24 protein-coding genes are annotated in these 25,790 nt (G+C 59.8%); 17 read left to right on the top strand and 7 right to left on the bottom strand.

The genetic code is table 11. From position 1 onward, the window contains the following. On the top strand, window positions 1–795 hold the full coding sequence (gene exoR, locus HWX89_RS18835; protein WP_138793203.1) for an exopolysaccharide production regulator ExoR: 795 nt from the start codon (window positions 1–3) through the stop codon (window positions 793–795). Window positions 796–870: 75 nt separating this feature from the next. Here the strand turns inward: exoR and xth are convergent, their stop codons facing one another. Together xth and erpA are read right to left on the bottom strand one after the other, a co-directional pair. Beyond that, complete coding sequence (gene xth / locus HWX89_RS18830; RefSeq protein WP_138793202.1) at window positions 871–1,668, bottom strand: exodeoxyribonuclease III; 798 nt, start codon at window positions 1,666–1,668, stop codon at window positions 871–873. A 95-nt stretch (window positions 1,669–1,763) separates the two neighbouring features. Beyond that, window positions 1,764–2,093, bottom strand: coding sequence for an iron-sulfur cluster insertion protein ErpA (gene erpA, locus HWX89_RS18825; protein ID WP_138793201.1), 330 nt, complete (start codon window positions 2,091–2,093; stop codon window positions 1,764–1,766). 177 nt (window positions 2,094–2,270) lie between these two features. On the opposite strand from erpA, the gene HWX89_RS18820 reads away from it, so the two are divergent. The 13 genes from HWX89_RS18820 (at window position 2,271) to HWX89_RS18760 (ending at window position 17,953) form a co-directional block, all read left to right on the top strand. Beyond that, entirely contained in the window at window positions 2,271–3,488 is a 1,218-nt protein-coding gene (locus tag HWX89_RS18820; protein WP_138793200.1) for a deoxyguanosinetriphosphate triphosphohydrolase, read from the top strand. Between the two features lie 82 nt (window positions 3,489–3,570). Continuing rightward, complete coding sequence (argS, locus tag HWX89_RS18815; RefSeq protein ID WP_138793199.1) at window positions 3,571–5,328, top strand: arginine--tRNA ligase; 1,758 nt, start codon at window positions 3,571–3,573, stop codon at window positions 5,326–5,328. A 66-nt stretch (window positions 5,329–5,394) separates the two neighbouring features. Further along, the gene (locus HWX89_RS18810; RefSeq protein ID WP_138793198.1) at window positions 5,395–8,397 is read left to right on the top strand and encodes an SPOR domain-containing protein; all 3,003 of its coding nucleotides are present in this window, start codon (window positions 5,395–5,397) and stop codon (window positions 8,395–8,397) included. A gap of 96 nt (window positions 8,398–8,493) precedes the next feature. Next, window positions 8,494–9,510, top strand: a complete 1,017-nt coding sequence (gene nagZ, locus HWX89_RS18805) for a beta-N-acetylhexosaminidase (protein ID WP_138793197.1) — start codon at window positions 8,494–8,496, stop codon at window positions 9,508–9,510. A 58-nt stretch (window positions 9,511–9,568) separates the two neighbouring features. Beyond that, complete coding sequence (locus HWX89_RS18800) at window positions 9,569–10,417, top strand: segregation and condensation protein A (RefSeq protein WP_138793196.1); 849 nt, start codon at window positions 9,569–9,571, stop codon at window positions 10,415–10,417. Continuing rightward, complete coding sequence (scpB, locus tag HWX89_RS18795) at window positions 10,407–11,144, top strand: SMC-Scp complex subunit ScpB (protein WP_138793195.1); 738 nt, start codon at window positions 10,407–10,409, stop codon at window positions 11,142–11,144. Before HWX89_RS18800 ends, scpB begins: the two co-directional genes overlap by 11 nt. A gap of 134 nt (window positions 11,145–11,278) precedes the next feature. Continuing rightward, entirely contained in the window at window positions 11,279–11,488 is a 210-nt protein-coding gene (locus HWX89_RS18790; RefSeq protein WP_138793194.1) for a twin-arginine translocase TatA/TatE family subunit, read from the top strand. A 56-nt stretch (window positions 11,489–11,544) separates the two neighbouring features. Then, window positions 11,545–12,276 carry a Sec-independent protein translocase protein TatB gene (tatB, locus tag HWX89_RS18785; RefSeq protein WP_138793193.1) on the top strand — a complete coding sequence of 244 codons (732 nt, stop codon included), beginning with the start codon at window positions 11,545–11,547 and terminating at the stop codon, window positions 12,274–12,276. Beyond that, the gene (gene tatC, locus HWX89_RS18780) at window positions 12,273–13,076 is read left to right on the top strand and encodes a twin-arginine translocase subunit TatC (protein WP_138793192.1); all 804 of its coding nucleotides are present in this window, start codon (window positions 12,273–12,275) and stop codon (window positions 13,074–13,076) included. The genes tatB and tatC overlap by 4 nt, the downstream gene beginning before the upstream one ends. A 102-nt stretch (window positions 13,077–13,178) precedes the next feature. Continuing rightward, complete coding sequence (gene serS / locus HWX89_RS18775) at window positions 13,179–14,462, top strand: serine--tRNA ligase (RefSeq protein ID WP_138793191.1); 1,284 nt, start codon at window positions 13,179–13,181, stop codon at window positions 14,460–14,462. A 147-nt stretch (window positions 14,463–14,609) separates the two neighbouring features. Continuing rightward, window positions 14,610–15,380 carry a 5'/3'-nucleotidase SurE gene (gene surE / locus HWX89_RS18770; RefSeq protein WP_138793190.1) on the top strand — a complete coding sequence of 257 codons (771 nt, stop codon included), beginning with the start codon at window positions 14,610–14,612 and terminating at the stop codon, window positions 15,378–15,380. Next, window positions 15,377–16,030: a protein-L-isoaspartate(D-aspartate) O-methyltransferase gene (locus tag HWX89_RS18765; protein ID WP_178340836.1), complete on the top strand. Its 654-nt coding sequence runs from the start codon at window positions 15,377–15,379 to the stop codon at window positions 16,028–16,030. The genes surE and HWX89_RS18765 overlap by 4 nt, the downstream gene beginning before the upstream one ends. 342 nt (window positions 16,031–16,372) lie before the next feature. Continuing rightward, window positions 16,373–17,953, top strand: coding sequence for a peptidoglycan DD-metalloendopeptidase family protein (locus HWX89_RS18760; RefSeq protein ID WP_178340883.1), 1,581 nt, complete (start codon window positions 16,373–16,375; stop codon window positions 17,951–17,953). Between the two features lie 107 nt (window positions 17,954–18,060). Here the strand turns inward: HWX89_RS18760 and mobB are convergent, their stop codons facing one another. The 5 genes from mobB to moaA all read right to left on the bottom strand — a co-directional run bounded on the left by mobB (window position 18,061) and on the right by moaA (window position 22,547). Next, window positions 18,061–18,576: a molybdopterin-guanine dinucleotide biosynthesis protein B gene (gene mobB, locus HWX89_RS18755; protein ID WP_138793188.1), complete on the bottom strand. Its 516-nt coding sequence runs from the start codon at window positions 18,574–18,576 to the stop codon at window positions 18,061–18,063. Continuing rightward, entirely contained in the window at window positions 18,573–19,202 is a 630-nt protein-coding gene (gene mobA, locus HWX89_RS18750; protein ID WP_138793187.1) for a molybdenum cofactor guanylyltransferase MobA, read from the bottom strand. Before mobA ends, mobB begins: the two co-directional genes overlap by 4 nt. Beyond that, window positions 19,189–20,400: a multidrug effflux MFS transporter gene (locus tag HWX89_RS18745; protein ID WP_138793186.1), complete on the bottom strand. Its 1,212-nt coding sequence runs from the start codon at window positions 20,398–20,400 to the stop codon at window positions 19,189–19,191. Before HWX89_RS18745 ends, mobA begins: the two co-directional genes overlap by 14 nt. A gap of 1 nt (window position 20,401) precedes the next feature. Then, window positions 20,402–21,385: a DMT family transporter gene (locus HWX89_RS18740; RefSeq protein ID WP_138793185.1), complete on the bottom strand. Its 984-nt coding sequence runs from the start codon at window positions 21,383–21,385 to the stop codon at window positions 20,402–20,404. A gap of 172 nt (window positions 21,386–21,557) precedes the next feature. Next, a complete protein-coding gene (gene moaA / locus HWX89_RS18735; RefSeq protein WP_246705244.1) occupies window positions 21,558–22,547 on the bottom strand; it encodes a GTP 3',8-cyclase MoaA in 990 nt (329 codons plus the stop codon). A gap of 185 nt (window positions 22,548–22,732) precedes the next feature. Between moaA and HWX89_RS18730 the strand changes: the two genes are divergently transcribed. The 3 genes from HWX89_RS18730 to HWX89_RS18720 all read left to right on the top strand — a co-directional run bounded on the left by HWX89_RS18730 (window position 22,733) and on the right by HWX89_RS18720 (window position 25,729). After that, window positions 22,733–23,086: a gamma-butyrobetaine hydroxylase family protein gene (locus HWX89_RS18730; protein WP_138793183.1), complete on the top strand. Its 354-nt coding sequence runs from the start codon at window positions 22,733–22,735 to the stop codon at window positions 23,084–23,086. 152 nt (window positions 23,087–23,238) lie between these two features. Beyond that, on the top strand, window positions 23,239–25,050 hold the full coding sequence (locus HWX89_RS18725; protein WP_138793182.1) for a monovalent cation:proton antiporter-2 (CPA2) family protein: 1,812 nt from the start codon (window positions 23,239–23,241) through the stop codon (window positions 25,048–25,050). A gap of 58 nt (window positions 25,051–25,108) precedes the next feature. After that, window positions 25,109–25,729 (top strand): pyridoxamine 5'-phosphate oxidase family protein, encoded by a 621-nt coding sequence (locus HWX89_RS18720; RefSeq protein ID WP_138793181.1) that lies wholly within the window; start codon window positions 25,109–25,111, stop codon window positions 25,727–25,729. Window positions 25,730–25,790: the final 61 nt, after the last annotated feature.

Raw genomic sequence — 25,790 nt, 5'->3', positions numbered from 1 at the left:
ATGCTGAAATGTGAAGCCAACGTTATAAAGCCGCTCTTCCTGGGCATGTTGCTTGCGTCGCTCGCAATGCCTGCTGCGGCTTTTGATATCAATGCAGGCGTGACCAAGGAATCCGGCCCCTTTGATCTGTTCAAGTTTGGCTTCAAGGCCTACAAGAACGGCAACAAGGATGAGGCTGTCGAGGCCTACCGTTACGCTGCAGAAAAAGGTCACACCGGCTCCCGTTGGGCGCTGGCCAACATGTATGCCTATGGCGATGGCGTCGCCCAGAACGACTTCGAAGCTTTCAAGATCTACAGCGAAATCGCCAACCAGGGTGTCGAACCTGGCTCGGAAGATACCGGATTTTTCGTCAACGCTCTCCTGTCTCTCGCCAATTATTACCGCCACGGCATTCCCGGCAGCCCGGTGAAGATGGACATGTCGCAGGCGCGTCAACTCTATTTCCAGGTGGCCTCCACCTTTGGTGTTGCGGAAGCACAGTTCAAGCTGGCGGAGATGATCCTGGCCGGCGAGGGCGGCCGCGCTGATGTGCAACAGGCGAAGAAGTGGCTCAACCAGGCACGCCGACACGGCCATGCGGGTGCGATGTCGATCTTCGGCAATCTCCTGTTCCAGGAAGGCCAGACGACGCGTGGACTGGCGTTCATGACGGCGGCGCTGGACAAGTGCGCGGCAGCCGATTGCACCTGGATTCAGAACATTCAGGAGCAGGCTTTCTCTCTTGCCACCGAGAACGATCGCCGCGCCGCCATCTCGCTTGCACAGAGCATGCGTGGCGAAGATCTGGACTGATCCGGTCGGCCTTCATGACGTCCTGAACATGCCGGTTCGTTGCGCTCGAACATGTCTGGTCCGAGCGCTTATGCGTCAGTTGACCGGCGAGAAATCGAAGTAACCGCAGACGGGCACGTGGTCTGAAGGTTTTTCCCAGGCGCGAACGTGTTTTTCGATCATGACCGATTGCAGCCGGTCGGACGCTTCCGCCGAAAGCATGAGATGATCGATGCGAATGCCGTTGTTCTTCGGCCAGGCGCCTGCCTGATAATCCCAAAATGTATAAAGACCCGCTGCATCGGTGGTCGCGCGTGCTGCGTCTGTGAGGCCCAGATGCTCCAGCTTGCGGAACGCAGTGCGGGTCTGCGGCAGAAACAGCGCATCGCCTTCCCAAACACGTGGGTCATGGCAGTCGAACGGTTCGGGGATGACGTTGTAGTCGCCGGCCAGAATGAGCGGCTCTTCCAGCGCAAGACGATCTTCGGCGAAACGACGAAGACGCTCCATCCATGCCAGCTTGTAGGGGTATTTGACCGGATCGTCCGGCGGGTTGCCGTTCGGCAGATAAAGCGAGCAGACACGGATCACGCCGCCTTCGACTGAGAATACACCCTCGATGAAGCGGGCCTGTTCGTCGGCGTCGTCTCCCGGCAGGCCGCGATTGACCTCGTCGGGTTTCACCTTGGAGAGCAGGGCGACCCCGTTGAAGCCTTTCTGGCCGTGGGTCTCGACATGATAACCCAGCGCCTCGATCTCAAGGCGCGGGAAACCTTCGTCGACCGATTTGATTTCCTGGAGGCAAACGATATCGGGCGCGGAATCCTTCAGCCACTGGCAAAGGTTTTCGATACGCGCCTTGACGCCATTGATGTTCCAGGTGGCAATCTTCATCGGTAATTCCTTTTTACAGGAATCCTTTTACCCGATGCGGCAGTGATTGCCACCGTTTTCCCCCGGCGGGGGCGTGGTAGCGGTGGAAAGAAGGGTCAGATCGAGAAGCTGGTGCCGCAGCCACAGCTTGCGACGGCGTTCGGGTTCTTGATCTGGAACGACTGGCCAAGCAGATTGTCGACGAAGTCGATTTCCGAGCCCGCCATATAGACCACGGACATGCTGTCGATCAGCACCTTGGCGTCGCCGCGGGCGATGACGATATCGTCGTCGGTCGGTTCGCCGTCGAGGTCAAACTTGTAGGAAAAGCCGGAACAGCCGCCCCCTTCGACAGAGACGCGAAGAGCCTGTTTTCCAGCCTCGGCAGAGACGATCTGGGCGATTCGTTTTGCAGCGGATTCCGAGAGTGTGATGTCAGTCGTCATGTGTTTTCTCCAACCGGGGTCAAGAACCGGCGAGTAAAGTTCTGTGCAAGACCGATTATAAACCAGTCAAATTGGCCGTCTATAGCGTTACCACACAGCGAACGTGCTTTGCGGCAACCTTCGCGATAGGTATGAAGGGTAGATGAAAAGGTCAATGGCCATATGGCAGGACAAGGCATGATAATCGATCAGCGTGCACTGGGGTTTGGAAGCGGAGAGCGTGCGGTTTTCGCCGCCGATCCATGGACGACGCGTGGGCGTCTGTTCCCGGAACCATCCAGTCTGACGCGATCCGAATTCCAGCGCGACCGCGATCGTATCGTCCACACCACGGCGTTTCGCCGGCTCAAGCACAAGACGCAGGTGTTTATCAGCCCGGATGGTGACCATTACCGCACACGTCTGACCCACACCATCGAGGTGGCGCAGATTGCGCGTGCGCTGGCGCGTGCACTGAAACTGGATGAGGATCTGGCCGAGGGCGTCGCACTCGTCCACGATTTTGGCCACACGCCTTTCGGTCATACCGGCGAGGATGCTCTGGATGAAGTGCTGAAGCCCTATGGCGGGTTCGATCATAACGCCCAGTCGCTCCGCATCGTCACCAAGCTGGAGCGCCGCTACGCCGAATATGACGGGATCAATCTCACCTGGGAAACGCTGGAAGGGCTGGTCAAACATAATGGACCGCTGCTCGACGCCAGGGGCGAGGGCACGCATGGGCCGGTGCCTCTGCCGATCCTCGAATATTGTCAGCTACAGGATCTCGAGATCGGCACCTATGCAAGCCTTGAAGCGCAGGTCGCGGCCATTGCCGATGACATCGCCTACAACACGCACGACATCGATGATGGTCTGCGGGCCGGTTATCTGACCTTCGAGATGCTGGAGGAGGTGCCTTTCCTCAGCGGCCTGATGGCCGAGGTTCGGGAGAAATACCCGAAGCTGGATGACGACCGTTTTGCCCATGAAATCATGCGCCGGCAAATCACCCGCATGGTGGAAGATGTCATCGGCGTTGCGCAGCATAATCTTGCCAGGCTGAAGCCGAAGAGCGCAGCCGATATTCGCGGCGCCGATCTGACGGTCGCAACCTTCTCGCCGGCGATGGCTGAAACCGACAAGCAGATCAAGAAGCTGCTGTTCGGTCATATCTACCGGCATCCGGAAATCATGCGCATCCGCGCAGGCGCAACACAGATCGTCACCGATCTTTTCCACCGTTATATGGAAACACCTGCCGAAATGCAGAGCCACTACTGGGTGGACAGCATTTCCGGCATGAGTGTCGCGGCCAAGGCCCGCCACGTCGGCGACTATTTGGCAGGGATGACCGACAGTTATGCACTGCGCACCCACCAGCGGCTGTTTGACCATACACCGGATTTACGATAGGGCAGCGGGCGATCGCGAACCCCCCGACCGGTGACATATTGCCGGATATCAGAACAGAAAACGCTTCGCGCAGGTTGGAACGATGAATATTTTTGCCGATTTCGATACCAGGATCAAAAACGCGCTCGAGACAGTCGATCTCGTGAAACAGAACCGCGAAAATATCGATTTTGGACGAGTCACCGTCGAAGCGCCGCGTGATGCGAGCCACGGTGATGTGGCGACCAATGCCGCCATGGTGCTGGCAAAGCCGCTTGGCACCAATCCACGCGCGCTGGCGGAACTGATCGTGCCTGCGCTGCAGCAGGACCCGGATGTCGACAGCGTCAATGTTGCCGGTCCCGGCTTCATCAACCTCAAGGTGTCCGTTGGCTACTGGCAGCGCCTGCTGTCGGGTATGATCTCCGAGGGTACCGATTTCGGTCGCTCGAAGGTTGGTGTCGGTCAGAAGATCAACGTTGAATATGTGTCGGCAAACCCGACGGGACCGATGCATGTCGGCCATTGCCGTGGCGCCGTCGTTGGCGACACGCTGGCGAACCTGCTGTCCTTCGCCGGTTATGACGTTACCAAGGAATATTACATCAACGACGCCGGCTCGCAGATCGATGTTCTGGCGCGTTCTGTGTTCCTGCGTTACCGCGAAGCGCTGGGTGAGGATGTCGGCGTCATTCCGCCCGGTCTTTATCCGGGCGACTATCTCGTTCCGGTCGGCCAGGCGCTGGCGGACGAGTACGGCATCAAGCTGCGCACCATGCCGGAAGAAAAGTGGATGCCGATCGTCAAGGACAAGGCGATCGATGCGATGATGGTGATGATCCGTGAGGATCTGGCGGCCCTCAACGTCAAGCATGACGTGTTCTTCTCGGAGCGCACGCTGCATGAGGGCAATGGCGGCCCCATTCTGTCGGCCATCAACGATCTTACTTTCAAGGGCCATGTCTACAAGGGCACGCTGCCGCCGCCGAAGGGCGAGTTGCCGGACGATTGGGAGGACCGTGAACAGACGCTGTTCCGTTCTACTGAGGTCGGCGACGACATGGACCGCGCGCTGATGAAGTCTGACGGCTCCTATACCTACTTCGCGGCTGACGTGGCCTACTTCAAGAACAAGTACGATCGTGGCTTCAACGAGATGATCTACGTGCTCGGCGCCGATCATGGCGGCTACGTCAAGCGTCTCGAGGCAGTGGCAAGAGCTGTCTCCGAAGGCAAGTCGAAACTGACCGTTCTGTTGTGCCAGCTCGTGAAGCTGTTCCGCGACGGTGAGCCGGTGAAGATGTCGAAGCGCTCCGGTGATTTCGTCACTTTGCGCGATGTTGTGGATGAAGTCGGCCGTGATCCGGTGCGATTCATGATGCTCTATCGGAAGAATTCCGAGCCGCTCGACTTCGATTTTGCGAAAGTAACGGAACAATCGAAGGATAATCCGGTCTTTTACGTGCAGTATGCGCATGCGCGTTGCATGTCCGTGTTCCGGCAGGCGAAAGAAGCGTTTCCGGGGCTTGCTCCGACGCAGGAAGAGCTGGCTGCCTCTGCATCATTGATTAGTGATATCAACGAGTTGCAGCTTGTTGCTAAGCTTGCGGAATATCCGCGCCTGATCGAGTCTGCAGCGCTGACGCATGAGCCTCATCGCCTCGCATTTTACCTTTATGACCTGGCAAGTTTCTTCCACGGACACTGGAATAAAGGTAAAGACCAGCCGGAATTACGTTTTGTTAACGATAAAAACCGAGAATTGAGCATTGCCAGACTCGGGCTGGTGAATGCTGTCGCGAATGTTTTGAAGTCCGGACTTGCTCTTTTGGGAGCGGACGCACCTGACGAAATGCGATAACATATCACCATTATTTGCTCACAATACGCTGGCAAGAGCTGCAATGCGTAGATGGTGGAACACGTAATGGTCGAAAAAAATGTCGCGTATAACCGGGGCAACCGGTCCGAGGAATTCGCTGACAATGATCCTTTGGCAGAGCTGGCGCGTATCGTCGGCTTCGAGGATCGTCCTTCGCATGTGACGTCCCAGGCTACGCAGTCCGCTGCGTCGCCCGATGTCCGGCGCGAACCCGAATTTAATCTTGAAGACGAGCTGCTGCGCGAGTTCGAGGTCTATGACGCGCCAAGCGCCGACCCGGTCGTTCTCGATCCGGCCAACGACGTTCGTGGCGGCATTCATGCCGGCGATTTCATGCAGCGCGTCGAATCCGTTTTCGCACGTCGCGAGCCGGAATTTGCGCCGGTCGAAGAGCCGCAGGTCAGGGAAGAGCCGCTTCCCGGCGCGGAGTTCGCCTATGCGCAGCAGGATGAGGGCGCACACGCCTTCGATATCCGCAATGATTTCCGTGATGATGCAGGCGCTGTCGCCGAAGTGTTCGACGTACAGCCTCGCGAGCCACAGCCGGTAGCTTACGAAGAGCCGGTTTACGAACAGGCTGCATGGCAGCCGGAGCCATCCTTCGAGCCGCAGCAGGCCGAATGGCATGAAATGCCTGCGCTGCCTGCCGATATTTCCTCGAGCGCGCAGCCCTATGCGCATGCCGAGGTCGCACAGGTTCCGACGTTCGATCTCGCCGACGAGGTGGAGCAGGCGGTTGCTGCAGAAGCGCCGGTGACGCCAGCGCCCGTTCAGCCGCATGTCGCTCCTTCCGTCCGCGCCCCGTCGCAGGTTGGCCGTTCGTCGCTGGAGTTCTCCGGCCTTCGTCTGCCGCTTGCCAATTTCGGTGCCCGTCGGGATGTGCCGGCTGCCGAACCGCGCCGTGTCGAGGCCCGTGTCGAGCCGACACCGGCTACAGTTCAGGCACAGGATGCTGCAGCCACCTTCGCGCCTGTCGCCGAGGTTGCAGCCACGCCTTCCGCAGACCAGCTTTCGCCAATGGACGAGCTGATCTACGACGTCGCCAAATACTCCATTCCGACCCGCGCGCCGGAAGCTCCCGCCGCGCAGGAGCCTGTTGCTGCCGCTCCCGTTCGCAGGGAGCCGGTTGTTGAAGCTGTTGCTCCGAAGCCTGTCGAAGCGCCTGTGATGGCCGATTTTGACGGTTTCAACGACGACGATTTCGAACTGGCTCTCGATGATCTCGATCTGGATCTCGACCTGTCGGAAATCGCTTCTATCGATGTTGTCTCCGAGCCGCAGCCTGTCGCAGCCGCACCGGCACCAGTCGTTGCTGCGCAGCCGAAGCCTGCGCCTGTCGCGCCGCCGATCCCTGTTCGGGTCGCCACGCCGCCGGCACAGCGTCCTGCGACTGTCACGGTTGCTGCCGCACCTGTTGTTGCTAATGCAAGCCGCGTTGCTGCCCCGGCTCCTGTTGTTGCGGCGCCTGCGCCCGTTGCCGTAGCACCGGCTCCGCGTCCGGCAGCGCCTGTTGCCGCAGCGCCGGCACCGCACGTGGCCGAGCCTGCATCGCTTGAAAGCCTGCCGTTCGATCCTTCGCAGATCGGCGAAACCGAGGAGCATCCGGAAACCATCACCGAGATGGATGTTCCGGAACTGCCGGTTGCCGCGTTCGAACCGAAGCCTGTTCGCCGTCAGGAAGAAGACCTCGACATCGACACTGAACTCGCGGCCCTGTTTGCGCCCGCAGTGACGGGTGGTCTTGATCGCCACAAACATGCCGAAGCCCGCGGAAACGCGCAGCAGGCACGTCCGGCCGCGCCGGCGCCGCAGGATGTCGACGAGTTCGAGCGCGCACTGGAAGAGGACTTCCGTCGCTCCATGCAGGAAGCCTCGGTGTCTCGCGGCAACCAGATGCAGGACGATGGTTATGCCGACCATCAGGCAGCTTATCGTGGTGAAGAAGAACGTTCCGGTCGCCGCTGGCTGATGCCGGTCGCGGCAGCCGTTGGCCTCGTGCTGATCGGTGGTGGTGTCTACGCTCTGATGTTCGGCGGTTCGTCAAGCACGGGCTCCGGCGGTGCGCCGGTCATCATTTCCGCCGACAACGATCCGACCAAAGTCGTTCCGGAAAATCCGGGCGGTCGTGTTGTCCCGAACCAGGACAAGGCCGTTTATGATCGCGTTGCCGGTGGTAGCGCTGCAGATCCGAAGCAGCCGTCGCTGATTTCCAGCAGCGAAGAGCCTGTCGATGTGGTTCAGCGTACGCTGATCCCCGAGCAGCTTCCGCTGGAAGGCGAAAATGACGGTGAAATGGAAGCCGCAGGTACGCCTGTTGGTGAAACCGAAGATCCGCGCCTTCTGTCTCCGCAGGAAAAGGCCGCGCAGACGGAAACGGCTGCGACCCCAGGCGTTTCGCCGCGCAAGGTCCGCACGATGATCGTCAAGCCCGATGGCACGCTCGTTGCGCAGGAAATCGATGCTCCGGCAGCACAGCAGCCGGCGGCTGACAAGGTTGCCGAGCTGGCGCCGCCGCCGGTGAACAATGCGGGTGAGGGTGCTCCGGCCGTGATCGCCGCATCGCGTGTTGCCGTCACGCCTGAACCGGCGCAGCCACACACGCCTGCTGCAACGACGGCTCCGGCTGCCAACCAGAATGGCGCTCCTGTTCCGGCCGCTCGTCCGTCCGCTCAGCCTTCCAACGTGGTTGCGACCGTAACCAATCAGGGCAATGTTCGCCCGACGACGCCGGCAACGCCTGCGCAGCCGCAGGCCACGCAGCAGACGGCTGCGGCGACCCCGGCTGTCACGAACACGGCGTCTTCCGGTGGTTATTACGTCCAGGTTGCCTCCTTGCCGAGCCAGGCTGAAGCGCAGAAGTCCTACCAGAGCCTGTCCGCCAAGTTCGGTTCCGTCATCGGCGGCCGCGGCGTGGACATCAAGGCAGCCGAAATTGCCGGCAAGGGCACGTTCTACCGCGTCCGCATCCCGGCCGGTGACAAGAACGAAGCCGTAGCGTTGTGCGAACGTTATCGCGCTGCTGGCGGAAGCTGCCTCGTCGCACGCTGATACCAGACCCTTTCAAGACAAAAGCCGGGACCGACCACGCTCCCGGCTTTTTTGTGGCCTTCCTTCCCTTTCTGTTTCTTTTGCGGGCATGACATCATGACAGTTTCCAAAGCTATGATCCTTGGGTGCAGCGGTCTTGAACTGACGGCGGACGAAATCTCCCTTTATCGCGATGAGCGCCCTTGGGGCTTCATTCTGTTCGGTCGCAATATCGGCGAGCCGCAGCAGATTACCGATCTGGTTGCATCGATGCGTGACGCTATCGGCCGCCCGAATGCGCCGGTGCTGATCGATCAGGAAGGTGGACGTGTGCAGCGCATCAAGCCGCCGATCCTTCAGGCCTATCCGAACGCCCGCATTATCGGTGAAATCTATGAGCGCGATCGCGAGACGGGATTGCGTGCGGCCTGGCTGATGTCGCGCCTGCATGCCTTCGATTTGATGAGGTTCGGCATCAATGTCGACTGCCTGCCGGTACTGGACGTACCGGTGGAGGGCGCCAGCAACGTCATCGGCAACCGCGCCTACGGTTACGCGCCTGAGATGGTTGCGGAGATGGGGCAGGCGGCCGCCAATGGCCTGAAGGCTGGCGGCATGCTTCCGGTGATGAAGCATATGCCCGGCCATGGTCGCGGCATGGTGGATTCGCATCATGAGTTGCCCGTGGTCGATGTTCCTCTCGATGAACTGGATCGTCACGACTTCGTGCCGTTCCGCGCCCTCCGACACGAATTGATGGCGATGAGCGCGCATCTCGTTTTCAATGCCGTCGATCGCGAACGCCCGGCCACCACTTCTGCCAAGGTTATCGACGAGATCATCCGTGGCCGTATCGGCTTCGACGGTCTGCTGATGTCGGACGACAGCTCGATGAATGCGCTCAAGGGCACGCTTGGCGAGCGGGCGGCGAATATTGTTGAGGGCGGCTGTGATATAGTCTTGCATTGCAACGGCGTGATGGGTGAAATGCTTCAGGTCGTGAAGGAAGTTCCCGTCCTTTCCGGCCGCGCCCTGGAGCGCGCACGCGCCGTCGAGATCGGCTTTACGGTCGCGGATGCAGCCGATGAGGCGGAACTGAGAGCCGAATTCAACGCCATGTGGGCCGTTTCCTGAAGAACAGTCGGCGCCATCTGGGTAGGGACGACAGGCCGGAAACCCGGCGGATGGAGCAATGGCGGCAGACAAGTCTCGCAATTCGACACCGATGGAGAAGCTCTGGCAGGATGTGACGCCAGAGCGGCTGACCGGCGAAGCTGCGTTTGTCATCGACGTGGCCGGCTTCGAAGGTCCACTCGATCTGCTGTTGCATCTTGCCCGGACCCAGAAGGTCGATCTGTCGCGCATCTCGGTGCTGGCGCTGGCCGAACAATATCTGCAGTTTGTCGAAAGCGCGCGTCGGGTGCGCATCGAGCTTGCCGCCGACTATCTGGTGATGGCGGCGTGGCTTGCCTTTCTCAAATCCAAGCTTCTCATTCCCCAGCAGGCCAAGGACGACGGTCCCTCGGGTGAAGAAATGGCCGCGACGCTGGCTTTCCGGCTGAAACGTCTGGAGGCGATGCGCGATGCGGCGGAGAAGCTTGTCAATCGCGACCAGCTGGGCCGCGATGTGTTTGCCCGCGGCGCCCCCGAACATATTCCGCATGTCAGCCGCTCCTCTTATGATGCAAGTCTCTACGACCTGCTCAGTGCTTACGCCAATCTCCGGCAACGTCAGGCCATCACCCAGGTCACGATTGAAAAACGCCAGGTCTGGTCCCTTGTGGAGGCCCGTGAGCTTCTGACCAGCCTTCTGGGCGATGTTGGTGAATGGACGGCACTCGATCATTATCTGCTGCGTTATGTGCCGGACCCGGCAATGCGCGTAACGGCGATTGCCAGCGCGTTTGCGGCCTCTCTGGAGCTGGTGCGTGAAGGTTCGCTGCAGATCCGGCAGGAGGGGGCGTTCCAGCCAATCTACGTGCGCAAGGGCGAGCGAGGCGGCGAGGCTGATGCAGCCGAAAGGACCAGGAATGACGTCTGAGCACAATACCGGCGATGAAACCGTTCTGATGACGGATGAGGTTGGCGACGACCCGGCGGTGTTTTCCGAGCGCCAGCTAAAAGAGGCCGAACGGATTGCCGAGGCGCTGGTGTTCGCCTCTGCCGAGCCGGTTTCGGAAGCCTTCATTGCCGAGCGCCTGCCGCGTGGCATGGACGTGGCGGCGCTGATGTGGAAGCTCAAGGTGTTCTACAATGGCCGTGGGGTCGGTCTCGTTCAGGTGGGCGGCAACTGGGCGTTCCGCACCGCGGGCGATTTGTCCTTCGTGATCCGCACCGACGAGAAGGAGCCGAAGAAGCTGTCGCGTGCAGCGCTGGAGGTTCTTGCCATCATCGCCTACCACCAGCCGGTGACCCGGGCCGAGATCGAGGAGATTCGCGGTGTGCAGACCTCACGCGGCACGCTCGACGTGTTGATGGAGGCGGGCTGGGTGCGGTTTCGCGGGCGCAGGCGCACCCCCGGCCGCCCGGTCACGATCGGAACGACGGTCGAATTCCTCGATCATTTCGGGCTTGAGGAGCTGCGCGATCTTCCAGGTCTCGAAGAGCTGAAGGGGGCAGGGCTGCTCTCCGGCCGCATCCCCTCCAATTTCGGCGTCCCGTTGCCGATGATGAGCGACGACCTGCGTGAAGACGAGGACCCGATCACCCAGCTCGATCTGGAAGAGCTCGGATTGCTGGCACCAAGCGGTGGCGACGGCGACGATTGATCGACTTGTGCTTCTGCACGGAATTTGGGCGGAAAAAGATTCTGCACACTCATTGTTGAAGAGGCGATTTGCTGTTTGAAAAACCACGTCAAACATCTTACATCGTCTGAAAGCGAAATTCAGGAGTTTCAGTTATGGGTTCTTTTAGTGTGTGGCATTGGCTAATCGTGCTGGTGATCGTTCTCGTCCTCTTCGGACGTGGCAAGATCCCGGAACTGATGGGCGATGTTGCAAAGGGCATCAAGAGCTTCAAGAAGGGTATCGCTGACGAAGATCAGACGCCGCCGCAGTCGACCGATGCAAATTCGAAGACTGTCGAGCACAAGGCTGACGAGATCAAGTAAGCAGGGTTTTCCCCTGTTTACTTTGAGATTGCCGAACCGGTTTCGGGAGCGTTTTGATGTTAGATATCGGCTGGAGCGAGCTTCTGGTGATTGCGGTCGTGTTGATCGTGGTCGTCGGACCCAAAGACTTGCCGCCCATGATCCGCGCCTTCGGCAAGACGATGGCGGGTCTTCGAAAGATGGCGGGTGATTTCCGCACCCAGTTTGATGAGGCCTTGAAAGAGGCCGACATGGACGACGTGCGCCAGACCATATCCGACGTCCGCAATCTCAATCCGACCAACTCGTTGCGCGACGCGATGAACCCGCTGCGCCAGCTTGGCAACGACATCAAGTCGGACCTGCAGAAAGCGGCGACGCCTGCCGCAACCTCTGCACCCGCGACGAGCGAGCCTGTTGCACCGCTCGTTAGCGTGCCGGAACCGGACATGAAGCTGCCGGATACGCCTCCGGTCGTTCCGGTCGAGGCTGTCGGCCCGGCCACGTCGGCTCCTGCCGTCGCAACGGCATCTGAAGCTGGCGAGACCAAGCCGAAGCGCAGCCGCGCCAAGAAGATACCGGCTGCCGACACTGTAGCGACAGCAGATGTCACGGCACCAGCGGCTCCGGTTGCTGCAAAGCCGAAGCGCGTTGCGGCAAAGAAGGCGCCGGCAAGTGCAGAGACCGTTGCGGCCGCACCGAAGAAGGCCGCAGTCAAGAAGCCGGCTGCGCCAAAGGACGGCGTCAAGGCGGCCGCGGCAAAAACGGCAAAACCAAAGGCTGCAAAGGCCAAGAAGGATGAAGCATGAGTGAGGAAATCGAGGATAAGCCACAGCCGCTTATCGAACACCTCATGGAACTGCGCACGCGACTGATGTGGTCGCTCGGTGCGTTCTTCGTTGCCTTCATCGCCTGTTTTGCCGTTGCCAAGCATCTCTTCAACCTGCTTGTTATTCCCTATAAGTGGGCGGTTCTGTGGGCTGGCCTCGACGTGACGAAATCGTCGCTGATCTACACGGCGCCGCAGGAATTCTTCTTCACGCAGATCAAGGTCGCCATGTTCGGCGCCATGGTCATCGCGTTTCCGGTTATCGCCTCGCAGCTTTACAAGTTCGTGGCGCCCGGCCTTTACAAGAACGAGCGTGCAGCATTCCTGCCGTTCCTGGTCGCATCACCGATCCTGTTCCTGATCGGTGCGGCGCTCGTCTACTTCTTCTTCACACCCATGGTGATGTGGTTCTTCCTGGCCATGCAGCAATTGCCTGAGGACGGTGAAGTCGCAATTTCGCTGATGCCGAAGGTTTCGGAGTATCTCAGCCTCATCATGACGCTGGTGCTGTCTTTCGGTCTGGTTTTCCAGTTGCCTGTCGTAACGACCCTGCTTGCCCGTGTCGGCATTCTGACAAGCGACTGGCTGCGGGAAAAGCGCAAATTCGCCATCGTGCTGGCCTTCGTGGTTGCCGCGGTGCTGACGCCCCCCGATCCGATGTCCCAGATCGGTCTTGCGCTGCCTGCGATCATTCTCTACGAGATTTCCATCTACATGGCTCGACTCGTGGAGAAGAAGCGCGCTGCGGAATCCGCAACCACGGAGCTGGAAGAAACCTGACGTTCAAGGCTCTTTCCGCTTCAACGACTTCTACACGCCGGGTCTTCGCCCGGCGTTTTGCTGACATATTGCCGGCGACGCAAACAACGGTCTGGAACGACGATGCACGACATTAAATGGATACGTGAAAACCCTGAAGCTTTCGATGCGGGCCTTGCTCGCCGTGGCGCCGAGCCTGCAGCCGCAGGCCTGATCGCTCTCGATGAGAAACGCCGTTCCGTCATCCAGTCCCTGCAGGACATGCAGTCGCGCCGCAACGCCGCGTCGAAGGAAATCGGCGCTGCGATGGCGCAGAAGAATGCCGAACTGGCCGAGAAGCTGAAGGCGGAAGTTGCCGCCATCAAGGAAAACATGCCGCGCGCCGAGGAGGAGGACCGTCAGGTCACCGCCGAGCTCAACGATGCCCTGTCGCGTCTGCCGAACATTCCGCTTGAGGATGTTCCCGAAGGCAAGGATGAGCACGACAACGTCGTTGCCCGCGTTGTTGGCCAGAAGCCTGGCTGGAACCACGAAGCCCAGGAACACTTCGACATCGGCGAAGCGCTTGGGTACATGGATTTCGAGCGTGCCGCCAAGCTTTCGGGGTCGCGCTTTACCGTTCTGACCAGCCAGCTCGCCCGTCTGGAGCGTGCGCTCGGTCAGTTCATGATCGACCTGCACACCGGTGAGCACGGTTATACGGAGGTGTCGTCGCCGCTTCTGGTGCGTGACGAGGCGATGTTCGGTACCGGCCAGCTTCCGAAGTTTTCGGAAGACCTGTTCAGGACAACCGACGGTCGCTGGTTGATCCCGACGGCTGAGGTGACGCTGACCAACCTGGTTGCCGCCGAAATTCTCGACGGTGAAAAGCTGCCGCTGCGCTTTACCGCGCTGACGCCGTCCTTCCGTTCGGAAGCGGGCTCTGCAGGGCGCGATACGCGCGGCATGCTGCGCCAGCACCAGTTCTGGAAGTGCGAACTTGTTTCGATCACCGATGCGGAAAGCTCGATTGCCGAGCACGAGCGCATGACGGCCTGCGCCGAGGAAGTTCTGAAGCGTCTTGGCCTGCATTTCCGCACCATGACGCTGTGCACCGGCGATATGGGCTTCGGCGCGCGCAAGACCTATGATCTCGAAGTCTGGCTGCCGGGCCAGAACACCTACCGCGAAATCTCGTCCTGCTCGGTCTGCGGTGATTTCCAGGGTCGTCGCATGAATGCGCGTTATCGCAGCAAGGACGACAAAGCCACGAAGTTCGTTCACACGCTGAACGGCTCGGGCACCGCTGTCGGCCGCTGCCTGATCGCCGTTCTCGAAAATTATCTGAACGAAGACGGTTCTGTCACAATTCCTGACGTGCTGCTCCCCTATATGGGCGGCCTGAAGCGGATCGAAAAAGCGGCCTGAGTTTCACGGCCAGTTTCCGATTTCGTCATTCCGGCGTCGAGCCGGACCTGTCAGCCCAGGCATTTGGGCTGACAAAGGGCATTCCCGCCGCGGTAAGGCTGGCGGGGAGGTTCGAAGCGCGAATGAAACGGGTTGCGGGGGATTGATATGCGGATTCTGTTGACGAATGACGATGGCATTCATGCCGAGGGACTGGCGGTTCTAGAGCGGATCGCCCGCACGCTGTCCGACGATGTCTGGATCGTTGCGCCTGAAACCGATCAGAGCGGTCTGGCGCATTCGCTGACACTGTCCGAGCCGCTGCGGCTGCGCAAGGTTTCCGAAAAGCATTATGCGCTACGCGGCACACCGACCGATTGCGTCATCATGGGCATTCGCGAAGTCCTGCCGGAAAAGCCTGACCTCGTTCTGTCCGGTGTCAATGCCGGTGCCAACATGGCCGATGATGTGACCTATTCAGGCACGATCGCCGGTGCCATCGAAGGCACGTTGCAGGGCGTTCGCTCCTTCGCGCTCAGCCAGGCGTTCAACCATGCCGAAGGCAGTGTCACGCCTTGGGAGGTCGCCGAGACCTACGCGCCGGATCTCATCCGCAAGCTGATGAATGTCGACCTGCCTGACGGGACGTTCCTCAACCTCAATTTCCCGAATTGTGCACCGAAAGATGTGCAGGGCGTTTCCGTAACCGGACAGGGCAAACTCGATTTCGGTCTGACCGTGGAAGAGCGCAAGGACGGTCGCGGTTTTCCTTATTACTGGCTGCGCTTCGGCGAGCGTCTCGGCACGTTCCGCGAAGGTACGGATATCCACGCTTTGAAACACGGCAAGATTTCGGTCACACCGTTGAAGCTTGACCTGACGGACTACACGGTCAAGGATCGTGTTGCACAGGCACTGGGATTCGGAGTCGCCGATTGAAATCTGCAATGGTCGAAAAGGAAGGTTTTGCTGCTCTCGTGCTTCGGCTGAGGGGCGAGGGGATTTCCGACCTCGACCTCCTGACGGCTGTGGAACAGACCCCGCGTTCCAAATTCGTGCCGGCACAATTCGCCGCCGATGCCTATTCCACCCGCACGATCCCGCTTGACTGCGGTTCCTTCATGGAAGGGGCTGACATGGCAGTGAAGATACTTGCCCGCCTGCAATTGAAGCCGGGACAGCGCGTTCTGGAAATCGGCACGGGCAGCGGCTTCATGACGGCGATCATGGCGCGGCGTGTCGAGCGGGTTTTCTCGCTCGAGCGTTTCAAGACGCTAGTTCAGGCGGCGCAGAACAATCTCGACGACCTCTCGATTCGCAATGTCGTCATCCGCCAGGCGGATGGCAGCAATGGGCTCGTGGGTGAGGGTACGTTCGACCGAATCGTTTCGACGGCGGCGTTCACCACCATGCCTCGGTTTTTCGCGGAGCAGATCGTCTCCGGCGGCATGATGATTGCGCCCGTCATTACCGAAGACGAGCGCTGTGTCATGACGCGCTTTTCCAAGACCGGCAGCCGATTCGAGCGGGAAGAGCTGTTCGAGGCGCCATATCTGCCTCTGGCAACCCACATTGCGCGTCATTTGTGACAAAATGAAATTTTCGAAGACGGTTCATGTCTGTCTTCGAATGTGCTGATTTACCGCAAGCTTCTGATTTTCAATCATATTGTTGTTTCTTCGTGGCACATGTCGTGTTCGACATGGTTATCGAAGTGTCAAAAAAGCGCCAAACGGCTTAACGTTTTAACGGCGTGGTAACACTAACGCGCTTTAATCATCTCCATAGACGCATGGCTTTCCTGTTCAGGAAAGATGCCTTGCAAAGAATGAAGTTGCGCCGGATCGATCGTGATGCGGCGGGTTGGCGTCAGTGTAGATCGAGTCATGCGTATGAGTAATTCGTCTCAAATCGGAAAATCAGTCGCAAAAATGTTCGCAGCGGCATTGCTGGCAAGCGTCGCAACGGGCTGTAGCTCGGATGCATCGCGGTTCAGCGGCCTCTTCTCCAGTGGACCGGACCAGATGACGACGGCATCTATCCCTAACCGACAAGGCGCAGGTGCGTACGGGCAGGTTCCCGTGCCGCAGGGCGACATGAATGGCGGTTATGCTTCGGCTCCGCAGGGTGGTTATGCCAACCAGAACATGGCCTCCAATTCGGGCATGGGTGGTCAGGGCTATCCGCAGTCCGGCGGTTATGGTGGTGGCGTTCAGCCGTCGATGGCCCGTTCGGCCTCCGCATCGCCGGTCCAGCGTTCGGAACTCTCCGCGCCTGGTGCTCCTGCGAGCCGCGAACCGTCGACCCGCAGCGAAGCGATGGCGCAGCCGTTCCCGTCGGCTGCTCCCAAGGCCGCCCAAACTCTGGCGCCGCCAACCCAGCAGGCTGCGGTACGTCCCGATAACATCACCACGTCCACCATCAAGGCGGACAATAACGGCTGGCACACGGATGGTGCATCGTCGGTTACCCTGCGTGCCGGTGAAAACATCAAGACGCTTTCCAACCGCTACGGCGTTCCGGAAAAGGAACTGCTGCGCGTCAACGGTCTGAAGAGCGCTTCGGCAGTACAGCCTGGTCAGTCGATCCTCATTCCGAAGTTCGGCCAGTCCCGCAATCCGGCCAAGGCCGCTGCTGACAACATCGCGCTGAACGGTAATGGCGATCAGCCGACGCCGCTTCGTACGCCGGATCAGAACGTTGCCGTTCTGCCGTCGCAGGGCGCCGCCCGTGACAAGGTTTCTGCTGAAAACGGCAAGCTGACACCTCCGGGTGGCAAGCCGCTGCCTCCAACTGGCGGTTACAAAGTTCAGCCGGGCGACAGCCTCGCCAAGATCGCCCGTGAAAACGGTGTTTCGGTTGCAGCGCTCAAGGCCGCAAACGGCATTTCGAATGAAAACATTCGGGTCGGTCAGACCTTGACCATGCCGGGTGCCGCGACTGACTCGATCAAAACGGCATCGGTTCCTGCCAAGGAAGCCGCACCTGCCAAGCCGGTCGAAACCGCATCTGCGAAGCCCGAGCCCTACAAGGCACCGGCTGCTGCTGCCGCACCTTCGGCTCCGGCTGCTTCGGCAAGTGTCGCCGACATCGAGAAGAAGACCGACGTTGCCTCCATCGCTCCGGAATCCACCGGCATCGGCAAATATCGCTGGCCCGTCCGTGGCGCCGTCATCAACAGCTTCGGCGACAACGTCGATGGCAGCCGCAACGATGGTATCAATATCTCGGTTCCCGAGGGGACGCCGATCAAGGCAGCCGAAAACGGTGTGGTTATCTACGCTGGTAACGGCCTGAAACAGCTCGGCAACACCGTTCTGGTTCGCCATGACGACGGTAAGGTCACCGTTTACGGCAACGCCGCCAATCTGGACGTTCAGCGCGGTCAGAAGGTCCAGCGTGGCCAGACAATCGCCACCTCCGGCATGACTGGCAGTGCAAAGCGTCCGCAGGTTCACTTCGAGGTTCGCAAGGATGCGACGCCTGTGAACCCATCAGGTTTCCTTGAATAGGTATTGCGTCTCAAGGAATGAAGAAGCCGGGTCAAAAGCCCGGCTTTTTCATTTTGTGGCATCTTGTTTTGTCGAATGGCGGGTGTCGGAAATCGTCCGAACCAAGTTCATGGCCTGACAAGGCCGACCGTCTTTTCGATGAAGTCGGCTATCGTGTTCGTGTCGTCGAGATCGAAGGCGGGAAGCGCGCTATCGGTGACCGGATGGTCGGCGGCAATGGCGATGATGTGCGGATCGGTCGGTGCCAAAGGCTCAGACTTGGCCGCTTCCAGACGCCGGGCCTCGATCTTCGGCACCGGCTCGTATTTGTATCCTTCGATCAACACCAGATCGCATGGCTCGATCCGTGCGAGTATGTCTTCGAAAGAGGGTTCTGGCCCACCGCGCAGCTCATGCATGATGGCGAAACGCGTGCCGGAGACGATGGTGACCTCATGCGCCCCGGCCTGCCGGTGTCGCCAGCTATCGGCACCGACCTTATCGATATCGAAATCATGATGGGCGTGCTTGATCGTCGAAACCTTGTAGCCTCGGGCGGTGAGTTCGCTGACAATGCGCACTGCAAGTCCGGTTTTTCCGGAGTTCTTCCAGCCGGCGATGCCGAAGACTTTTTGTCCGCTCACTGTTCCATGCTCTCGAGATAGGTCCGGGCGAGGGCAAGTTCATCCGGCGTGTTGATGTTGAAGAAGGGATCGATACTGCCATTCACCGTTTCAAGCGGTGGGAAGGATACGCCGATCGTCACATGGCGGGCAAGATAGGCGCGGATGCGCCGGTTCTTCTCATCCTGCAGCCATTCTTCCAGATCGTCTGCCAGCGCAACCGGCCAAAGGGCGAAGACCGGGTGAACCTGACCGCCGGAGGCGGCGATGACGATCTCGTTGTCGCTGGTAACATGTTCTGCGAGGCGGTTTGCCAGATCCTGCGGGAAGAACGGGCTGTCGGCGGGCGCGGTGAGAAAATGGCTCTTGCCGGTTGCAGCAGCCTTGAAATAGCGCATTCCGGCCAGAACACCCGCCAGTGGGCCGGCGTGGCCGGTGATCGTATCCGGGAGCACCGGCTTTCCGAACTGGTCTGCCCAACCATTTGCGGCGTTGACCGCGACGTCCGAGACCTGCGGTGTCATGCGTCGCAACACATGCGCCAGCAGCGGCTCGCTCCCAAGCATGACGGTCGCCTTGTTGGCGCCCATGCGTCTGGAAAGTCCGCCAGCGAGAACAAGACCGGGAAAACGTTCAGCTACGGACATTGTGTTTCTTTTCCCCAACGCGGATGAACCAGGTGGTTATGAATGCGATGATGCCGGTTACCAGCATCACCAGAAGCAGCGGCCATGTGCCGGCTTCCTCCGACAGGACTGCCGAGGCAAGGACCGAAAGTGCGGCACCGCCGCCAATCGTCATGGCGCCGCCGAGGCCGGAGGCTGAACCGGCAAGATGCGGCTGGACGCTGACCATGCCGGCATTGGCGCTGGGTAATGTCACGCCATTTCCGACGCCGATCAGCGCCAGCGGTACGAAGAAGACATAAGCGCTGTGAATGCCGATGCCGGTCAGTGCTATTGCGGCCAGAATGCCGGCAAGACCGATGACATTGCCCGACAGCATCATGATGGTGATGCCGATGCGGCTGGCGTAGCGGCCGGAAATGAAGTTTCCGATCATGTAGCCCGTTGCCATGAAGAAGAATTGCAGGCCGAGCATGGCCGGTGAGAGGCCGTAAATCACGCTGCCAACGAAGGGGGCGCCGCCGAGAAAGGAAAAGAACATGCCCGACGAGAAGGTCGATGTCAGTGCGTAACCCCAGAACAGCGGGGAGCGCAACAGCTCCGGCCAGGCATGGAACTGCTCGGAAAAACTGGTGGATTTGCTGTCGTTGGTCTCGCCAAGGTCGAACCAGGCCAGCGCCAGGATGACGACGCCGAGGATGGCGAGAAGTGCAAAACTGGCCTGCCAGCCGGAGACATCGTTGAGGATGCCGCCAATCGTCGGGCCGATCATCGGCACGACCGACATGCCCATGGTGATGTAGCCGATCATTGATGCAGCCTGTTCCATCGGCACCATGTCCCTGACGATGGCGCGGGCCAGCACGAAAGCCGAGACGATGGCCGCCTGTGCAACACGACCGGCCATGAATACGCCTGTGGTGGTGGCAAACCCGCAGACCACCGTGGCGAGGATCATGATGGCGATGCTGACGAGCATGACCGGGCGTCGGCCAAAACGGTCGGAGAGGGGGCCTATAACGAGTTGCAGGCAGGCGGTGGCAGCGAGATAACCGGATACGGCAAACTGCATGACCGCATAGTCGGTTTCAAAATAGACGGCCATGGCCGCAAGCGACGGCAGGAAGACGTTCATGCACAGCGCTGCGACGCCCGCGATGATGACCAGCGTGAGAATGTGGGGCGGTGTCGTCCTGTCCAGGAAACGGCCGGTATTCACGTCACTCTCCCGCTTCTTCCGCGCGCATGGATCTCGTGACGTGAGGTTCCGTAACGGAAGCCGGCCTGACGGTTGGCGGCTCGGTCGGTGTGACGGCCGAACGCTTGGCAAGTTGCGACCGGTTGCGCTTGCTTTCGCGGTAGAATGTATAAAGACCTGAGCCGATGACGATGGCCGCTCCAACGATCGTCCAGGAATCTATGCGTTCGTTGAAGAAGAAGATGCCGATCATGAAGCCCCAGAGGAGGCTGGTGTAACGGAATGGCGCCACAAAGGAGATTTCTCCGGTGCGCATGGCGACGATAATCGCCTGATAGCCGATCAGAACCAGCACCGCCGAACCGGCAAGGTGAGAAATGATCCAGCCATTCATCGGTTGCCAGCCGCCGAAAGGCTGAATGAGCAGGCCGCCCATCGCCATGTTCACGAATGCTGTGATGACGGTTACGGCAAGCGAGGGGACATCGGCATACATCTTGCGCGTCAGCAGATCGCGGGCGGCGGTGACGGCAAGCGATGCGACGACCAGCAATGCGCCGAAGGTGAAGCCATCGGGGCCGGGGCGCAGGATGACGAGGACGCCGAGAAAACCGACAATGATTGCCAGCCAGCGCCGCCAGCCAACCGGCTCGCGCAGGAACAGGGCCGCCCCAAGCGTCACCACCAGCGGCAGCGATTGTAGGATTGCCGAGGCATTGGAGAATTCGATGAGACCGAGTGCGGTCAGATAGAGGACGGCGGCTGTCACCTCGCAGAGACAGCGCAGGATGATGATTGGCCGGAACAGCGTCTTCAGCGGGCGCAGGGCGCCAAAATGCCGTGCGGCAAAATAGACGAGGATCGCGGTCATGATACCGCGAACGAACATGATCTGGCCGGTGTTGATGTAGGGGGTGACGGATTTCGTCAGCGCGTCGTTGGCTGTAAAGCTTGCCATCGCAACCGCCATAAGCAGGGCGCCGCGGGTGTTGTCCGTCAATGCCATTCCATCTTGTCCTAGACCATGCGCAGCCGTTCGTCGGTCTGGCTCAGCAGCGACATCTCACTGCAAAAAGGCCACGACTCCGCATTCCTCCACCGTTCAGACGTGACACGGTCCGGATGTCATTTCAACCGTTTATATCTGGGGGTCGCGAGAAAGAAGCGCCTGTTGGCGCCTAACCGCCGGTTACGCTCATGTGACGCGCAACAGCGGGGCGTTTATGGGTGCGATCGATGATGAAATCGTGCCCCTTGGGCTTGCGCAGGATGGCTTCGTCAATCGCTCTGGAAAGATAGGCATCATCGTCGGAAGCCCGGAGTGCTGTGCGCAGGTCCGCAGCATCGTCCTGGCCGAGACACATATAGAGCGTGCCTTTGCAGGTCAGGCGAACGCGATTGCAGCTTTCGCAGAAATTATGCGTCATCGGCGTAATGAAACCGAGCCTGCCGCCGGTCTCGCTGACCGTGACGTAACGTGCCGGACCACCCGTCTGGTAATCGTTGTCGGTCAGGGTGAACTGTTGCTCGAGAGACGCCCTGAGTTCGGACAGCGGCAGATATCGGTCAGTGCGATCTTCCTCGATCTCGCCCATCGGCATGGTTTCGATCACAGTCAGGTCCATGCCGCGTGCATGCGCAAAGCGCATCAGTTCTGGAATTTCGGCCTCGTTGAAATCCTTCAACGCCACAGCGTTGAGCTTCACCTTGATGCCGGCGGAGAGCGCTGCGTCCAGCCCCTCCATGACCCGGCCGAGATCGCCCCAGCGGGTGATCTGGCGAAACTTGTCGGCGTCGAGCGTGTCGAGCGAGACATTGATGCGCCTGACGCCGCAATCGGCCAGTTCGGCTGCGAATTTGGAAAGCTGCGAGCCGTTGGTGGTCAGCGTCAGTTCTTCAAGCGTGCCTGCATGGACGTGACGGCCGAGATTGCGGACCAGTTCCATGATGTTCTTGCGCACCAGCGGTTCGCCACCGGTGAGGCGCAGCTTTCGCACGCCGCGCGCCACGAAGACGGAACAGAGACGATCGAGCTCTTCCAGCGTCAGCAGATCCTTCTTGGGCAGGAAGGTCATGTGCTCCGCCATGCAATAGGTGCAGCGGAAGTCGCAACGGTCGGTCACGGAGACGCGCAGATAGGTGATCGCGCGCCCGAATGGGTCTACCATCGGTGCGGTTGTTTCCGTCAGGGACTGCGCTTTATCGAGCGATCCGAGGAAGCCGTTCACGTGTCCGTCTCCGTTCGCCAAACGTGTTTAGAAAATCTCTTGGCGTTCATTAGGATGTAGTGCCTTGCCTATCGTTGGGCAAGCTCGTAATTCTCGCGCAAAAGCCACTGCTGCGGAAGTGAAAAATGAGTGATGTCTGGCCGATAGAACTGCGTGTGTCGAAAGACCGGAAGGAACTGACCGTCTCGTTCGATGACGGAACCGCCTTTCGGCTGAGCGCGGAAATGCTGCGCGTCCTTTCTCCGTCGGCGGAGGTGCAGGGACACGGGCCGGGGCAGAAGGTCACGGTTCCCGGCAAGCGCAACGTCACAATTCGCGCCCTTTCGGCGACCGGAAACTACGCCGTCCGGATCGTTTTTGACGATGGCCACGACAGCGGCATCTTCACATGGAGATATCTGCGCGAACTCGGAGAGACGGGTGACGCACTGTTTCAGTCCTATGAACGGGAACTGGCGGAAAAAGGCTTGAGCCGGTAACGGCAATCCCGCTAGAACACATCAAGGGTGTTGAGAGAGGCATGCTTCGGAAAACCGGGGTCTTCGCCTCCTTTGCTCCGGACTTTCTTGAACTTTGACGGCAATTCGACGAGGGGCGACACCCTCGTCCTGCATTTGATACGGGGTGGCGCGTGGCGGTCGAAGCGAACGGAAATGATCTGGCTCAGGTGGTCGTGCTTTTGGCTGCCGGCGTTGTGGCCGCGCCGATTTTCAAGCGGATCGGACTTGGCTCGGTTCTCGGCTATCTTGCTGCCGGTCTTGTCGTGGGCCCCTATGGTCTCGGTTTCTTTTCCAATTCGCAGGCCATTCTCCACATCGCCGAACTTGGCGTGGTGATGTTCCTGTTCATCATCGGCCTTGAAATGCAGCCGTCACGGCTGTGGTCGATGCGCAAGGATATATTCGGGCTCGGCGCACTTCAGGTGCTCGTATGCATGGCCGGCCTGACACTGATCGGCATCGCGCTTGGCTTTCCGATCATTCCATCCTTCGTTGCCGGAACGGGTTTCGTGCTGACGTCGACCGCGATCGTCATGCAGATGCTTCAGGAACGCAACAGCATGTCCAGTCTCAAGGGGCAGCGGATCATTGCGATCCTGCTGTTCGAGGATCTGGCCATCGTGCCGCTTCTGGCGCTGGTTGCCTTCCTTGGTTCAGGTGGGGAGGAGGTCACGGCCTCCGAGCGCTGGGTTTCGGTCGGTATTGCGCTTTCCGCCGTTGGAGCACTCATTCTGGCGGGCCGTTATCTTCTCAATCCGTTCTTCCGGCTTCTGGCTGCCTCCGGCGCGCGTGAGGTGATGACCGCGGCAGCGCTTCTGGTAGTGCTGGGATCAGCGCTTCTGATGCAGGTCAGCGGCCTCTCCATGGCGATGGGTGCGTTTCTCGCCGGTGTTCTTCTTTCGGAATCCTCTTTCCGCCACCAGCTCGAGGCTGACATCGAGCCATTCCGCGGCATTCTGCTCGGGCTGTTTTTTCTCGGCGTCGGCATGGCGATCGATATCGGCGTGATCGGTGCGAACTGGCAGCTCGTTGTGGTCAGCGTTGCCGGTTACATGTTGCTGAAGGCGTTCCTGATTTACGGCGTTGCGCGTGCACTTGGCACGACGCGCCGCGAAAGCCTGGAGCGGGCGGTACTGATGGCGCAGGGCGGCGAATTTGCATTCGTGCTCTATTCGGCGGCGGTCAACGCCGGCGTGCTCGACCGCGAATCCAACGCCATCCTGACGGCAACGATCATCATCTCCATGGTGCTGACGCCGCTAATGGTCATCCTGCATGACCGTATCGTTCCCAAGGCTGCTCCCAATACCGACGACCTCGATATGCCGGAAAATGTCGAAGGCAGCATCCTGCTGATTGGCTTTGGCCGCTTCGGCCAGATTGTCAGCCAGCCGCTTCTGGCGCGCGGTTACACATTGTCGCTGATCGACAGGGACGCCGATTTCGTCCGTGATGCGGCGGAGTTCGGTTTCAAGGTCTATTATGGCGATGGTTCGCGGGCGGAAATTCTGCATGCCGCCGGCGCCGGAACGGCGCGTGCCGTGCTGATCTGTGTCGACGACAAGGAGGCGGCGATCCGTATCGCCGAAATCGTCAAGCACGAGTTCCCGCTAATTCCTGTTCTGGCCCGCGCCTTCGACCGTGGCCATGCCATCGATCTGCTGAAGGCCGGGGTGGACTACCAGATCCGCGAAACACTGGAATCGGCGCTGATTTTCAGCGGTGAGGTGTTGACTGCCATGGGCGAGGACCAGGAGGATGCGGTGCGTCTCGTCGAGGAGTTCCGCGACAGGGATGCAGAGCGCTTTGCCATGGAAATCGTTGGCGGTATCTATGCCGGGCGTTCGCTGATCCGTGGCAATGCCCAGCCTGCCGATCTCGTTGCCGCCCGCACTGCGCGCGAGCGTGCCGAACGGGAAAAGGTGGAGCAGGACGAGGAGTAAGCGGGCTGTTGTTCTCCTGAGGGGGGCATGGTCTGATGTCGATGAGGGAAGAGGGCAGATGACGATTATTCGTAGCGTCGAGGAATTGAAGGCCATCTATGACGGCGTGACCGAAGCATCGGTTGCCAAGGTAACGAGCGCGCTGACCGCCGAATATCGTCAGATGATCGAGGCATCGCCCTTTGTGGCTTTGGCGACGGTTGGGCCGGAAGGTATGGACTGTTCACCGCGCGGTGACAGGCCGCAGGCTGGCGACGGTGTCGTGCGCATCGGCGACGAAACGACACTGCTGCTTCCCGACTGGCGCGGCAACAACCGTGTCGACTCGCTGATGAACATCGTGCGCGATCCGCGTGTGGCGCTGATGTTCCTGATCCCCGGTTCCAATACGACGATGCGGGTCAATGGTACGGCTGTGGTTTCCGTCGATCCCGACCTGCTGCATAGTTTCGAGATGGATGGCAAGCATCCACGCACCGTGATCGTCATCACCATCGGCGAGGTTTATTTCCAGTGTGCGCGTGCGCTCATGCGCTCCGAACTGTGGAACCCCGAACATTTTGTTGATCCGACCTCCTTGCCAACGCCCGGCACCTTGCTGAAGGCCGCAAAGGCAAGCTTCGATCAGGAAACCTATGATCGGGAATGGCCGGTGCGCGCCGCAAAAACGATGTGGTGACATCGCGAAAGTGGTGACGCGAAAATAGAGAAAAGGCCGCTTTCGCGGCCTTTTTTATCAG

The organism is Rhizobium sp. RM (assembly GCF_013390595.1).
Classification (GTDB): Bacteria; Pseudomonadota; Alphaproteobacteria; order Rhizobiales; family Rhizobiaceae; genus Agrobacterium.
This window is presented reverse-complemented; position numbering and strand designations above follow the sequence as displayed.

Excerpts from the sequence above, each read along its gene's own strand:
- exoR (WP_138793203.1), top strand. The coding sequence starts at position 1 with ATGCTGAAATGTGAAGCCAACGTTATAAAGCCGCTCTTCCTGGGCATG.
- xth (WP_138793202.1), bottom strand. The coding sequence starts at position 1,668 with ATGAAGATTGCCACCTGGAACATCAATGGCGTCAAGGCGCGTATCGAA.
- erpA (WP_138793201.1), bottom strand. The coding sequence starts at position 2,093 with ATGACGACTGACATCACACTCTCGGAATCCGCTGCAAAACGAATCGCC.
- HWX89_RS18820 (WP_138793200.1), top strand. The coding sequence starts at position 2,271 with ATGATAATCGATCAGCGTGCACTGGGGTTTGGAAGCGGAGAGCGTGCG.
- argS (WP_138793199.1), top strand. The coding sequence starts at position 3,571 with ATGAATATTTTTGCCGATTTCGATACCAGGATCAAAAACGCGCTCGAG.
- HWX89_RS18810 (WP_138793198.1), top strand. The coding sequence starts at position 5,395 with ATGGTCGAAAAAAATGTCGCGTATAACCGGGGCAACCGGTCCGAGGAA.
- nagZ (WP_138793197.1), top strand. The coding sequence starts at position 8,494 with ATGACAGTTTCCAAAGCTATGATCCTTGGGTGCAGCGGTCTTGAACTG.
- HWX89_RS18800 (WP_138793196.1), top strand. The coding sequence starts at position 9,569 with ATGGCGGCAGACAAGTCTCGCAATTCGACACCGATGGAGAAGCTCTGG.
- scpB (WP_138793195.1), top strand. The coding sequence starts at position 10,407 with ATGACGTCTGAGCACAATACCGGCGATGAAACCGTTCTGATGACGGAT.
- HWX89_RS18790 (WP_138793194.1), top strand. The coding sequence starts at position 11,279 with ATGGGTTCTTTTAGTGTGTGGCATTGGCTAATCGTGCTGGTGATCGTT.
- tatB (WP_138793193.1), top strand. The coding sequence starts at position 11,545 with ATGTTAGATATCGGCTGGAGCGAGCTTCTGGTGATTGCGGTCGTGTTG.
- tatC (WP_138793192.1), top strand. The coding sequence starts at position 12,273 with ATGAGTGAGGAAATCGAGGATAAGCCACAGCCGCTTATCGAACACCTC.
- serS (WP_138793191.1), top strand. The coding sequence starts at position 13,179 with ATGCACGACATTAAATGGATACGTGAAAACCCTGAAGCTTTCGATGCG.
- surE (WP_138793190.1), top strand. The coding sequence starts at position 14,610 with ATGCGGATTCTGTTGACGAATGACGATGGCATTCATGCCGAGGGACTG.
- HWX89_RS18760 (WP_178340883.1), top strand. The coding sequence starts at position 16,373 with ATGTTCGCAGCGGCATTGCTGGCAAGCGTCGCAACGGGCTGTAGCTCG.
- mobA (WP_138793187.1), bottom strand. The coding sequence starts at position 19,202 with ATGTCCGTAGCTGAACGTTTTCCCGGTCTTGTTCTCGCTGGCGGACTT.
- HWX89_RS18740 (WP_138793185.1), bottom strand. The coding sequence starts at position 21,385 with ATGGCATTGACGGACAACACCCGCGGCGCCCTGCTTATGGCGGTTGCG.
- moaA (WP_246705244.1), bottom strand. The coding sequence starts at position 22,547 with ATGGTAGACCCATTCGGGCGCGCGATCACCTATCTGCGCGTCTCCGTG.
- HWX89_RS18730 (WP_138793183.1), top strand. The coding sequence starts at position 22,733 with ATGAGTGATGTCTGGCCGATAGAACTGCGTGTGTCGAAAGACCGGAAG.
- HWX89_RS18720 (WP_138793181.1), top strand. The coding sequence starts at position 25,109 with ATGACGATTATTCGTAGCGTCGAGGAATTGAAGGCCATCTATGACGGC.